Here is a 12,056-nt window from a genome sequence, read left to right as displayed (position 1 = left end):
TACATGCTGCTGCTTTTCTCCCCGACCAATACAGAACACAAAAAATCAAGAAATGAATACAAAGATACTTAGCCATGAGTATCAAATTATAATTACAAGTATCATTTTATCTCATGGCTGATTTCACTGAAATAGAACTATTCAATGGAAACTTTACGTACTGTCCGTTCAATAGGCTGACCATCGCCATCAAAATATCGACTAGGCCAAATCTCCGAAGGATGGATTCCGAGGTAATCAGCAATAATCCATTCCCCTTTTGTAGCGGTCAAGAACTTCCGGACACCATTTTAGCCTTCTCCCATTGCTTCTCGTATTCAACGGGAGAAATGCCCCCATTGAAATAATGAGGACGGAATATTTACAAAAGTTTTTACTTACATAACTTAATGTCTTTAACATAAGTAGTCGGTGACATCCATGAAATTTTATCACATGTCAGATAACCATCATTTTTTAACTTATAGTTAACATAAAAAGAGACAGGTAAACTGATGATAAATGATAAAATTACCAACAAAACCATAAAGCTAACAATCACTTTATTAAATTTAGGTTGTCTATTAAAAATAAAGAAAAAAATAGAGCATAATAACGCGTAAAATAATAGAGGTGAAGACATGACACCAATAACAACAGTGCCAGAAAATGTTATTTCATCTTTCATTAATATTAATGAAACAGCATCGCCAATAACGAAAATAACCGTAAATATTACTAACAATAATAATATTAGCACACCTAATGCTTGAAAGTATTTACTATTCACCTAAACCTTCCTAATCCATTAAAAACATGCTGTAAATCCGCTTCCGGTGTTCTTGGTTTTCTCTTGGTTGCTTCTTTTAAGAGTTCTATTAATTTTTCACTTATCCCATATTTCTTATCAAGAGTATCTAAAATATAAGCCGCCAGAACTCCAACAGCTAAAACTATCAGAGCAACAGCAATAATACTTCCACCTAAAAATGCAGTGGTAGTTAAAAGTGATCCTACAACCCAGGAGGAAGCAGCAATAATAGCAGTTTTAGCCATGTCCATTGTTATGTTTCCGATAAATTCGGCTAACGTATATTCATCCTTAAAAATTCCTTCTATCACTCGATATGCAATAGAAAAGATGATGGAGAACCTAACACCTCTAACAGTGCTTGCATTAAGACCCTGCTGCCCTATTCCCATGCCTAGCATTTGAGGATTATTGGCACGATATCGTGTACCCATGATACGCTGTCTAAGGCCAGCATGTCCTGACAGGTGAATATACCTATTTCCATTTGCCCCCACATGTATTGTCGCGGTGATACTTAATCTTCTAAACTCTCTGCAAACTTCAGAAAACCCATGCGCATCATAGATATTTCCCGCATAAGTGGAAATAGGATCAGTGACAGAAAATACATGTGCCATAGGATTTTTTATCTTGTTGTCTGCTTCCGTGCCTCTTGCAAACGCTTCTCCATAACTTAGATGTTTTTCGTCCATACCTCTTGCAAATGCATATCCATAACTTGGACTTTGTGGACGGCGGGGGCTGATATCCTCAATAATGCTTTGAGCTTCTGATAATGTGAGAACAAAGTGATATTGGGTATTATCTCTCAATACTTTTTCTAACCCAATGGCATCAAAAAATTCATGTTGAGGCTTTAGCTGATTAATCCCCACATTACCCCTTAAAACATCGCCCATATAACCATCCCAAGTGGGATTATATTTCTTATGTGCCATTCCTTAATTCTCCATAATATTCAAAATAAATTATTCCAAGTGTGACTATAATGCCAGTTAAGAATTAATTGGTTTGTGCCATGATTCCCGATACAGCATCAATTAAACAGGATATAACAATAATACTTATCTATTCCAGCATGGATAAAAGTACACCAGTAGAATTGTGATTAATCTCTATGCTTAAATAAAATCAGATAATTACCTCATTGAAATTTCAGATAATGCGAAAGATAAAAGCTCATCAAATTATTTTTTTCATAACCACAACGCTATATAATTGCATCAATTCCCACAGGATAGCGGGATAAATGCCATTTTTACTTTATATTTCATGCCGTTAACTTACCCCACATTATCCCGCTTATCCCGAAACGCAGTAACAATATTTTTAACTCTTTACTATTCAATAAATTATAGCCTGCCAAAGAAAAAATGTTTTCGGGATAACCCCATTGTCACGCTAAGACTTTATCTATAGTGACATCACGTTACGGGATGTAATGGGATAAGACGGGATAATTAAAATAGATGTAACTTGCTAATATTTAGTTAATTAAATATTCATTATCCCGCCATCCCGTTATCCCAATGTTTTTTCTTTTACGTGAGGGCTAATCTTCATCATTGAAAACCAGCACTACAAAGCGCCCCTGAGTCCCATTCACTGAAATAGTTTTACTGATAAAGCGGTCTTTTTCTGCTTTAATCAACATTCCGGCTTCTTCCAAAGCCTCAAAGCCTGATTTCTTCTGTAATCCCTGCAATATTTCCTCTTCAAACACACTGGGGATAATGTGATATTCCACCTGACCATCATCGCGGCGGTTATGTACCAGATAACCCGCGAGATGGTTAATTCTCATGGCGTTAACGGTGTCTATGTTTCCATTCAGTTTTCCATAGGTATAAGGCTGAAAACGCGATAAGCCGTGTTTCTGGATAAAATCGCGGGCACGGGTGACAACCTGATATTTTTCGCGGTTTCCGATACCAAAATCCGCTAACCAGTCATCAAAACTTTGCCTTATCGCACTATGGCAATCTTCTTTGTTCCAGCCGGTGATAGGGGTTGCCAGTTCTCCGGCGGCATCCAGTAAAGCGAAGCGCACAGCCACACGCTTCACTTGTGCCGAGGCTTCTTCTGGCAGGCTATCAAGCCATTCTTTTTCTTTACAGGTTACCGTTTCTATTGCCTGTTCCTGATTTTCAGACAGCCACAAGATCCATGCCCGACCCGCTGTACCACAATAACGCTTCGATTCACGCTTGATTGCCCTTGCGTGTGCGTCACCATCCTCATAGCCATTGAAAAACTCGGTATCAATAAAGGGCACACTTAACAGCCTGACTAACTGCCCTGCCTTTGGGGTAATCCCGCCTTTTATCAGAAAGGTTTCTAAATCTTCCTCTCCCGTCGAAAGGGCGGCTATCTTCCAGCGAATAACGGCACGGTTTCCGCCTTCCCGTTTCCCCTGGATTTTGCCGACACCGTTAAATAAGCTGTAGGCACTGTTTGCCACTTCCTTCGGATTAGCGCTTTGCCCGATTTCATCAATCGGCAAGAAACCATCATTGCGGGCTGCCGCCTCGTTATTTAAACCGTGATGGGTGCCGTGCCATGATAATTTCAGTTCTTCGGGATCGCCGTATAAACTACTGGCGGCCTCAACGGTAGTCGTTTTACCCGCTGAGGACTGAGCGAATAAATGTACGCCAAAACAGCTACCGCCCGTTAACGAATTGAGCGGTGCAGCTAATCCCACCAGCACCCCCAGCATCATTGAACGGTTGCCTTTCATCAATGACGCAACACGATTTTTCCATTCATCAGCCGTTCCCCTGACCACATATAGCAGAATCATAATACTGTGTCATAATACCTAAATCCCAATGACAAGGTAGAATTGAGATGGGTTACAGTCTAGATTTTCGAAGAAGAGTACTGGCATACAAAGACAAGCATGCATTGACATTCGAGCAAACCTGCGACCACTTTGAGGTCTCTATCCGCACTCTGTTCCGGTGGTGCAATAAAATAGAACCCTGTATGACACGTGATAAACCGCCCACGAAAATCAGTGATGAAACACTTATCGCCGATGTCAAAAATTATCCCGATGATTATCAATGGGAAAGAGCAAAACGTCTGGGTGTCTCACAATCGGCTATCCATTACTCCCTGAAACGACTCAAAATAACCGTCAAAAAAAACGCACAAACACCCCGCCGCTGACGAACACGCGCGTCAGGTATTTGGCGAGCGTATCCGCCATCATGAGCAGGCGGGCAAACAGATTGTTTATTTGGATGAAAGCGGCGTTGAGCAGTCCATGCCACGTACGCATGGCTATTCGTTAAAAGGGTCGCGCTGTTTTGGTTTACATGACTGGCAGCACAAAGGCCGCCTTAATGCCATTGGTGCCATCATTAAAAATACCTTTGTGACCTTAAGTTTGTTTGCCGGAACCCTTAATGCGAATGTGTTTCATGCCTGGCTGACACAAGATTTGTTGCCAAAGCTCCCAAAGGGTGCAGTGATTGTGATGGATAATGCCTCTTTCCATAAACGGTGTGACACGCGACAAGCGATAGCCGAACGGGTGCCAGTTAGAATGGCTTCCCCCTTACAGCCCAGATTTAAATCCTATCGAAAACAAATGGGCTGAAACAAAAACAACAAGAAGACGAGAAAGATGCTCTATTGATGAACTGTTTACAGAGCATGTGACCTATGTCTAATTATATTGATTCTGCTATATAACCCTTGGTCTCCACCCGCATAGCGGGTGGTTTTATGTTTAAGAAGCTGACGCTACTTAAACTAGCTAAAGCCATAAATAAAAAGTGCATGCCAAAAAAAATAACTGGCCTGCCTCGTATCAATATTGCTCATATTCACGAACGAAATGGGAGAAAATTATAGATTTTTTCCCCTAACTTGCTGTGCATTAGAAGGAGAAATCTTGTAGTAAACTTTATCACTCAAGAGTGGTTCATTTTCAATCTCAACTGAAAGAATGGAATTATCTTTAGAAATCGCATAGTGACTAAAATAACCCCCTTCTTTTTCATAAGGATAATGAAAATTAGGTTTGATAAACTTTTTTTCATAAGGATCATCCGAATGATGATACTCATCTGAATAAACTACCTTTTTATTCCTGACAAAAATTATTTTATAAAAAAGATTGGTTTCTTTATTAAAATCCGCACCGATAATATGTTCAATATCTTCACGCCCCATTCCTTTATCAATGATATACATTTTATCCCAGTCAAAAGGGGTAATCTTACTTATATCAATCAAACAGGCTGTGTTTTTCTGGCAATGCTTATCGGCATAACCAATAATGCCTACTCGGCTGTTATTAAAAAATAAAAACAAAATGGCAATTCCCAATATTAAGGAAAATACGATAATATTATTTTTGTTGACAACATGGAAAAACATCATTCCCCCCCTTCATAATCAAATCTGACATGAGAAAACGGATTTAGAATATTAAACTTAAAAATCAACTAACTACCATTAAATTTGCCATGTCAATTTTATCATTCTCCCCAAATCATGATATTGATAAACACAATCAGAAAAAGACACCCTCAGCTTTCAACTACAGCCTGATATTTTTGGAGTTTACAATATGTCATGAAGGTATATCTTAAATTGCGGATACAACTCCACATCACCTACAAGCAGCTGTTTTACAATTGCCATTTGATAACTTAAGTGCGATTTACAAGATAAAAATTGACATTTACTTCTGTTTTTCAACACCAAAAATGTAGTGTACAAATATTCTGGATAGAGAAAAAGTATAGTAATTGTACTAGCGATTTTTCTGATTTCAAATAGAAAAATATGGTTAACAAATAATAAATGAAGAAAATGATTACTAACGTTATTTACTAATAGTTTTAACAGAATTAAGTTTGTGGAACTTTCAGAAAAAACACTTAACTGTATAAATTCCCAGTGTTTTTAATGCGATGTAATCCTAGATGGTGTCGTCATAAATAAATTCATGTAATAATAACCCTATATTACATGAATGGATGACTTAACCATGAGCACACCCGCACACCGCCGTCACGATATTTCCGATCATATTTGGAGTTTGCTTGAACCTCACCTACCGGGACGTAAGGGGGCCTGGGGGCGTGTTGCTTATGATAATCGATTATTTATTAATGCGGTGTTCTGGATTTTACGGACAGGCGCACCCTGGCGAGATTTACCGCCCGATTATGGCGACTGGAAAAATACGCATCGCCGTTTTTGTCGGTGGCGGGACAAAGGCGTATGGGAAGGACTGCTTGAAGAACTCCTCTTTGAACCCGATTTCGAATGGCTGATGATTGACGCCAGTCATATTAAGGTTCATCCCCATGCCGCAGGGGCGGCAGGAGGCAATCAGGATATGGGGCGCACAAAAGGGGGCTCAATACAAAGATACATCTGGCCGTGGATGCGCATGGTATGCCGATCAGAGCGCTTATTACAAGCGGTCCCACAGCGGATTGCTCACAAGCTGAGGCCTTGATTGACGGAATAGATGCAGAACATTTATTAGCGGATCGGGGCTATGACAGTAATACCGTTGTTGAACAAGCAGAAAAACAAGGCATAGCAGCGCAAATTCCCGGCCGAAAAAATCGCAAAGTGAAACGAGAATATGATCGGGAACTCTACCGACTCAGGCATTTAGTTGAAAATGCTTTTCTTCATCTTAAACGCTGGCGTGGTATAGCGACCCGTTATGCCAAAAAGAGTGCCTCATTTCTTGCTGCTGTTCAGATCCGCTGTCTTGCTCTTTGGTTAAATATCTTATGACGACACCATCTAGGTATGAATTATTTTTCTAGGTAAAAATGCTTATTCATCATTCTTAGGCGAAAAGTTATAGTATTTTTTATAACAGCGTGCAGAACCACTTTCAATGTTAATTATAATTTTTGCATTATCATTGGGAACAAAATAATAATCAAATTTTCACTTCTCTTTTTCTTCATTTTCTGGACAAGAAAAATTTTTAAATAAATATCGGTTATCCGCAAACAACCCAAAATGACAGGGCAAGAACATGAATGTTTATTTCTCCATATGAAAGGTTAAAGCCACCGACTTTAGTCGGTCAGATTTAGCTGCGATACGCTATTGCACGAGAGGTGCAATATGGATTACAGATATGGCAGCCACACGGTATTTCAGATTGAGTCTCATTTCGTGTGGGTAACGAAATACAGATACAAAGTCCTGATAGGTGAAGTTGGCCTACAAGTATCTGGGATCATTAAACCATATATGGACGTCCCCCGGTTGTGCAAGCATTGAATTGATACGGTTTGCGACCATATATCCGGCGTCATTGTGGGCTGAATCACCCGCGCCATGATGTCATCCGAGCCCTGTTTCCTTATCACTACATAGGTATATGATTACCTTGGTCAAGCACAGGCTATTACAGGACGGTAGCTGTTTTCTCATCAGTGTTTGCAAACTCAGTAAACGTCTTTTTTAATCGGTTAATTCACGGCTTTCTTCATCATAAAATCAACATCATCCTTTAAAATTCGCCAGATAATACGCACCCGTTTGTTGGCCAAGGCGACGGTTGCCTTCATGAAGCCACAGCGGGCAATTAATTTTCTTAACCATTCGCCCAGAACATCCTCACGTTTTTGACAACAGCGCATCACCGCACGGACACCGTGAATGATTAACGTTCGCAAGTGTCGGTTGCCCTGTTTGGTCATGCCAGACAGACGGTTTTTCCCCCCGGAACTGTATTGGCGTGGAACCAGTCCACACCAGGCTGAAAGCTGACGACCATTTTGGAATTGTTCTGCATTGACTTCACTGACAAAAACGGCGGCAATCAGTGGCCCCACACCGGGAATGGTGATCGCAACCATGTGGAAGTATCGGTACGTACTGCTTTCGCGTACATGGGTGTAACTGATATTTATGAAGCGGCCATTGAATATGACGAGTTTGCCGATCATAGATTGACCTATTCAATCAGACAGGCGGAGGGAAACGTAGATGATCTTGTGTCGATGTTAGGAAAACGCGCGATTTAAATCCGGTTTTGATGCTTTTTTGAAATGGAGGTCATCCTCTGACTTTCCGGAATATTGTCGAGCAAATGCCTCCCTCATTACACGTAAACTCTTGGTTAACTGTATAGATTCTAATTAAAATTCGGAGTTAAAACATCTTTTCATCATGTTACCTGTTTAATTATTGAAGTGAGAATATGGCTTCTATTACGGTGATCAGGGTTACCATGCTAAATCAGCTACGACTAACCTCAGAAAATAACCATAACACTGCAATTTTTCACATCTACAGAATGGGCTTGTATGTTTTTGCTTTTATTAATTTGTGTAGCATAATTTATGTCAATTGCTACTGAGATAATAATGGAAATTATACAGCCATTGCTCTTCTGTTGATTGTTGCTAATGAATAATGCGGCGGTTTGAAAAACTACTTAACGCAAGATTGGGCGTTAAGGGTTTTGTTTGAGTAATTATTAAGGCTACGTAATGACATCTGTGACTAAGTTTTTCCCCTATACACAACGCACTATCAGTAAGGCACCGCAGTGGAAAAGATTTACTTCTGAAATGCGCCATACTAGCTACAGGTACTGAACCCAAAATTATTCTGTCTTCACGTCAGTGTCTGCCTTTCGCTGGTCGCGGCATTAACCAGAAAGGATTAACCGGACGTCATATTGCTCAGTTCCTGACACCTGCTGCGGTTGACTTGATACGCCAGCAAAATATCTCAGAACTGCAAACACAGCAGATCGATTTCGAATCACAAATACTCCCCTTGCTTATTAAAGAGATGGCGTATGCTTGGCGATGCGCGGAAGCTCAGAAGCACCTTGATCCTATACCTTTGTGCCTGAAAAGGAGGAGTTGGAAAAGATTGAAAGGATTCTATGGCCACTTAGAGGGCAATCTTTTGATGACTATCAGTCCTATAACAACTTCTTTATTGAACTTATTTCTTCCGATCTTAAGCAGGCGCTACTGGGCAATATGAATAGTCCATTGAAAGCTTCAACAGATGTATTGCGCGATGTGCGCGAGGCTTTGCGTAAAGAAAAAAGTGTAATTTGGAGTAAATCTCATATTTTCCATCAACTGATCACTCAGGATTTCACGTCTCGTGGTGCTCTATTTTTATCTAACCCAAACCGCAAATTTGACGGTGAAACAGTTCACGACTTGTCTGTCACCATTCAGATAATCAAACCCGAGGATAGTACTACGAAACATTCGCATTCTTTCTGGCATCTATATTTTGTAATGTCAGGGAGGGGGGGAATTATCTTGGAGAATAAAAACCCTGCGATTATCGTTAATGGAGATGTTATTTATGTCCCTGCTTGGATAGAGCATAAATTTATTAATTGTGAACATGAAAATCTTATTTTATATGTCACTCAAAACCTGCCAAGTATGGCTAATCAAGGAACATTGTTGAGAAAAGATTAAAATAAAACTTACTCAACATATTCCGAATAACATTGCTTAATATTAAGGTATCGTTATGGCTGAAATATCATCGGCTCAATCTCTAAATTCGTCTAAAGTAATGACTCGTGTATTTCTACCTTTTGCATTTGGGCATTGCACGTCATTCCTATTCCGGAATATAAATGCGGTATTAACACCGTTTTTGATTTCAGCAATGTCACTGTCAGCAGGACAACTTGGAATTTTATCAAGTGCTTACTTTTTTTCATTTTCTTTAGCACAACTGCCGGTTGGACTTGCTCTTGATCGCTATGGTCCAAAACGTGTACAGCTATTTCTTTTAGGTATTGCAGTGGCTGGAGCTATTTTATTCGGAGTTGGGCAGGATTTCACTACATTATTGTTGGCTAGGATCCTCATTGGGCTAGGATTAGCAGCCTGTTTTATGGGTTCCATAAAGGTGCTTTCTTTTGTAAGCGTACGGGGAACCCCACCTAGCCAGGATAAATCCATTGATTAAAATAGTTTCACCTATTCTGATGATGGAAAAAACTCACATGAGCCAATCCAGGTTTACTCAAGCCGAGTGGCGGGACCTGTTTGAACAGCAGAAAAAATCCGAACTGACTGTCCCGCAGTTTTGCCAAAAAATCGGTGTGTCGACCACCCGGTTCTATCACCACCGCCAACGCACCTCCCATCCACCGGAAAAGCCGTCTGGGCTGGCTTCACCGTCTGCTTTTATTAACGTCAGCACCGCTCAGAAAAAATCCGCCTCATCCAGCCCACTCCCCATCTTATTTGAGACACCACAGGGCACACTGCGTTTTCCTGCCGGCACGGATAAGCATGTTATCATTGCGATTATTCGAGGGCTCGCCGCATGAAAATGTTTGTGGATGTGCCGGAGGTGTATTTGTGCCGCTCATTTATCGACTTCCGAAAATCCATCAACGGGCTGGCGGTCTGGGTAGAGCTGGAAATGCAACTGTCGCCGACGCAAACCGCGTTATTCCTCTTTTGCAACAAGAAGCGGGATAAACTCAAAATCCTCTACTGGGATAAAACCGGGTTTGCGCTCTGGTACAAACGGCTGGAGAACGCGAAATTCAAATGGCCCACCGCCGTCAACAGTGCCTCCCTGACCCTGACAGAGCAGCAACTGCACGGGTTGTTATCGGGTTATGAGGTCATCGGGCACCAGCCCTTCTCCGTCCAGGATTGCCATGTCGCCTGATCCCTTGATGATCATCAAACCAACGGGCATTAATTACGCTTTTTCGCCGGGGATGGCATAAAATGTCCCCATGAAAATTGATATTGATGCCCTGCCCAATGACCCCGCTGAACTGAAACGGCTGCTGATTAAGCAGTCGCAGCGGCTGGCCTTTTTGGAAGAGCAGTTCCGTTTAGCCCAACAAAAACGGTTTGGGGCTTCCTCGGAAGCGTTCCCCGGCCAGGGGGAGTTGTTTAACGAAGCGGAAGAAATTGCGCTGCCGGCTGAAACGGCCGCCGCACAGGAAATCCTCACACCTCCCCGCCGTAAGCCGACACGCAACCCCCTGCCCAAAGATTTACCGCGCGAAACCGTGTTCCATGATATCGCCGAGGAAGAAAAACAGTGTGCGTGCTGTGGCGGCAGGTTGCATCAGATGGGGGCAGATCACAGTGAAAAACTGTTGTTCATTCCCGCTCAAATCAGGGTGGTTGAGCATGTCCGCCCCAAATACGCCTGCCGTGAATGTGAAAAATCCGGCATTCAGACGCCTGTCAAACAAGCCTCCCTGCCAGCGATGCCCATCAAGAAAGGCATGGCGACCAGCAGCCTGCTCAGCCAGCTTATCACCAGTAAATATCAGTATGGGTTACCGCTGTACCGTCAGGAAAGTGTGTTCAAACAGTATGGCATTGACCTCAGCCGCCAGACCCAGAGTGACTGGATAGTAAAATCCGCGCAGTTGTTTGCGCCTTTGGTGACCAGGTTCAGGGAAACGCTGTTGCAACAACCGGTTCTCCATGCGGATGAAACCCCGGTGAAGGGGGTGACGTCTGAAAAAACGACCCATTACATGTGGGTCTATTGTGTGGGCACTGATACCCCCGAACCGGCGGCGCTCACACCGAATATTGTGCTGTATGACCACCAGGCCAGCCGTTCAGGCACCTGCGCTGCTGACTATCTCGCCGGTTTTCAAGGTTATCTGCAGGTGGATGGCTATCAGGGCTATGAGCAGACCGGTGCCCGGCTGGTCGGTTGCATGGCCCATGCCCGTCGTAAATTTATGGAAGCGAAGCAGGCGCAGGGAAAAAACAAAACGGGCAAAGCCGATATCGCGCTGAGCCTGATCCAGTCACTGTACCGGGTTGAGCATCAGATCAAGGGGTTAAGCCCGGCCGAAAAATACCGGATCCGCCAGGAAAAAGCGCTTCCTATCTGGGATAAGTTATCGGCCTGGCTGGTTAAAACCCAATCTCAGGTGATCCCCAAAAGCAAGCTGGGTGAGGCCGTGACTTACCTGAGTAATCAATGGCCCAAACTGATCCGCTATCGGGAGGATGGTCGTTTGTCGATCGACAATAACCGGGCAGAAAGGGCGATCAAACCGTTTGTCATCGGGCGAAAGGCGTGGCTGTTCAGCCATACCCCGCGCGGTGCGCAGGCGAGTGCGATCCTCTACAGCGTCATTGAAACGGCCAAAGCCAATGGACTGATCCCCTTCGATTATGTCATGACTTGCCTGGATGAGTTATGCCAACCCGTGCCGGATCTGGAAAAACTGCTGCCATGGAAAAAGCAAGGTGGGGTTTAGTTGACGCTTACTTTC

Annotated in this window: 12 protein-coding genes and 3 pseudogenes; 9 read left to right on the top strand and 6 right to left on the bottom strand. The window is 42.5% G+C overall.

The window, feature by feature from the left end:
* Nucleotides 1–137 precede the first annotated feature (137 nt).
* The 4 genes and pseudogenes from AC5JQI_RS01445 to AC5JQI_RS01430 all read right to left on the bottom strand — a co-directional run.
* A pseudogene (locus AC5JQI_RS01445) lies at nucleotides 138–260 on the bottom strand (helix-turn-helix domain-containing protein); the annotation flags it as partial.
* 113 nt (nucleotides 261–373) lie between these two features.
* Nucleotides 374–769, bottom strand: a complete 396-nt coding sequence (locus AC5JQI_RS01440; RefSeq protein ID WP_493913471.1) for a DUF1240 domain-containing protein — start codon at nucleotides 767–769, stop codon at nucleotides 374–376.
* On the bottom strand, nucleotides 766–1,731 hold the full coding sequence (locus AC5JQI_RS01435; RefSeq protein ID WP_493913470.1) for a hypothetical protein: 966 nt from the start codon (nucleotides 1,729–1,731) through the stop codon (nucleotides 766–768). Before AC5JQI_RS01435 ends, AC5JQI_RS01440 begins: the two co-directional genes overlap by 4 nt.
* A gap of 614 nt (nucleotides 1,732–2,345) precedes the next feature.
* Nucleotides 2,346–3,596 carry a DUF927 domain-containing protein gene (locus tag AC5JQI_RS01430; protein WP_493913469.1) on the bottom strand — a complete coding sequence of 417 codons (1,251 nt, stop codon included), beginning with the start codon at nucleotides 3,594–3,596 and terminating at the stop codon, nucleotides 2,346–2,348.
* 47 nt (nucleotides 3,597–3,643) lie between these two features.
* Here AC5JQI_RS01430 and AC5JQI_RS01425 point away from each other — a divergent pair, with 47 nt between their 5' ends.
* Together AC5JQI_RS01425 and AC5JQI_RS01420 are read left to right on the top strand one after the other, a co-directional pair.
* Nucleotides 3,644–3,967: an IS630 transposase-related protein gene (locus tag AC5JQI_RS01425; protein ID WP_493913468.1), complete on the top strand. Its 324-nt coding sequence runs from the start codon at nucleotides 3,644–3,646 to the stop codon at nucleotides 3,965–3,967.
* Nucleotides 3,968–4,064: 97 nt separating this feature from the next.
* Nucleotides 4,065–4,473: pseudogene (locus AC5JQI_RS01420) on the top strand (transposase).
* A gap of 178 nt (nucleotides 4,474–4,651) precedes the next feature.
* On the opposite strand, the gene AC5JQI_RS01415 reads toward AC5JQI_RS01420, so the two are convergent.
* On the bottom strand, nucleotides 4,652–5,188 hold the full coding sequence (locus tag AC5JQI_RS01415; RefSeq protein WP_339353356.1) for a hypothetical protein: 537 nt from the start codon (nucleotides 5,186–5,188) through the stop codon (nucleotides 4,652–4,654).
* 613 nt (nucleotides 5,189–5,801) lie between these two features.
* Here AC5JQI_RS01415 and AC5JQI_RS01410 point away from each other — a divergent pair.
* Nucleotides 5,802–6,568, top strand: a protein-coding gene (locus tag AC5JQI_RS01410) for an IS5 family transposase (protein ID WP_493913467.1) whose coding sequence is annotated in 2 segments (ribosomal slippage) — nucleotides 5,802–6,177 and nucleotides 6,177–6,568 — 768 coding nt in all. Because the reading frame shifts where the segments join, the coding sequence is not laid out codon by codon here.
* 342 nt (nucleotides 6,569–6,910) lie between these two features.
* A pseudogene (locus AC5JQI_RS01405) lies at nucleotides 6,911–7,033 on the top strand (transposase); the annotation flags it as partial.
* 227 nt (nucleotides 7,034–7,260) lie between these two features.
* Here the strand turns inward: AC5JQI_RS01405 and AC5JQI_RS01400 are convergent.
* On the bottom strand, nucleotides 7,261–7,740 hold the full coding sequence (locus tag AC5JQI_RS01400; RefSeq protein ID WP_493913466.1) for a transposase: 480 nt from the start codon (nucleotides 7,738–7,740) through the stop codon (nucleotides 7,261–7,263).
* A gap of 927 nt (nucleotides 7,741–8,667) precedes the next feature.
* Here AC5JQI_RS01400 and AC5JQI_RS01395 point away from each other — a divergent pair.
* From AC5JQI_RS01395 to tnpC, 5 genes are all read left to right on the top strand, one after another.
* The gene (locus tag AC5JQI_RS01395; RefSeq protein WP_493913465.1) at nucleotides 8,668–9,249 is read left to right on the top strand and encodes a cupin domain-containing protein; all 582 of its coding nucleotides are present in this window, start codon (nucleotides 8,668–8,670) and stop codon (nucleotides 9,247–9,249) included.
* A 55-nt stretch (nucleotides 9,250–9,304) separates the two neighbouring features.
* A complete protein-coding gene (locus AC5JQI_RS01390) occupies nucleotides 9,305–9,751 on the top strand; it encodes an MFS transporter (protein ID WP_493913464.1) in 447 nt (148 codons plus the stop codon).
* Nucleotides 9,752–9,788: 37 nt separating this feature from the next.
* The gene (tnpA, locus tag AC5JQI_RS01385; RefSeq protein ID WP_493912782.1) at nucleotides 9,789–10,118 is read left to right on the top strand and encodes an IS66 family insertion sequence element accessory protein TnpA; all 330 of its coding nucleotides are present in this window, start codon (nucleotides 9,789–9,791) and stop codon (nucleotides 10,116–10,118) included.
* Entirely contained in the window at nucleotides 10,115–10,468 is a 354-nt protein-coding gene (gene tnpB / locus AC5JQI_RS01380; protein ID WP_275358884.1) for an IS66 family insertion sequence element accessory protein TnpB, read from the top strand. Before tnpA ends, tnpB begins: the two co-directional genes overlap by 4 nt.
* A gap of 70 nt (nucleotides 10,469–10,538) precedes the next feature.
* Nucleotides 10,539–12,041: an IS66 family transposase gene (tnpC, locus tag AC5JQI_RS01375; RefSeq protein WP_493913463.1), complete on the top strand. Its 1,503-nt coding sequence runs from the start codon at nucleotides 10,539–10,541 to the stop codon at nucleotides 12,039–12,041.
* Nucleotides 12,042–12,056 lie beyond the last annotated feature (15 nt).

The sequence above is a fragment of the Xenorhabdus sp. XBWT genome, assembly GCF_059072735.1.
Note: the sequence above shows the minus strand (reverse complement) of the source record. Positions and strands in the feature narration are given on the sequence as shown.

Excerpts from the sequence above, each read along its gene's own strand:
- AC5JQI_RS01435 (WP_493913470.1), bottom strand. The coding sequence starts at position 1,731 with ATGGCACATAAGAAATATAATCCCACTTGGGATGGTTATATGGGCGAT.
- AC5JQI_RS01430 (WP_493913469.1), bottom strand. The coding sequence starts at position 3,596 with ATGATTCTGCTATATGTGGTCAGGGGAACGGCTGATGAATGGAAAAAT.
- AC5JQI_RS01425 (WP_493913468.1), top strand. The coding sequence starts at position 3,644 with ATGGGTTACAGTCTAGATTTTCGAAGAAGAGTACTGGCATACAAAGAC.
- AC5JQI_RS01415 (WP_339353356.1), bottom strand. The coding sequence starts at position 5,188 with ATGATGTTTTTCCATGTTGTCAACAAAAATAATATTATCGTATTTTCC.
- AC5JQI_RS01400 (WP_493913466.1), bottom strand. The coding sequence starts at position 7,740 with ATGATCGGCAAACTCGTCATATTCAATGGCCGCTTCATAAATATCAGT.
- AC5JQI_RS01390 (WP_493913464.1), top strand. The coding sequence starts at position 9,305 with ATGGCTGAAATATCATCGGCTCAATCTCTAAATTCGTCTAAAGTAATG.
- tnpA (WP_493912782.1), top strand. The coding sequence starts at position 9,789 with ATGAGCCAATCCAGGTTTACTCAAGCCGAGTGGCGGGACCTGTTTGAA.
- tnpB (WP_275358884.1), top strand. The coding sequence starts at position 10,115 with ATGAAAATGTTTGTGGATGTGCCGGAGGTGTATTTGTGCCGCTCATTT.
- tnpC (WP_493913463.1), top strand. The coding sequence starts at position 10,539 with ATGAAAATTGATATTGATGCCCTGCCCAATGACCCCGCTGAACTGAAA.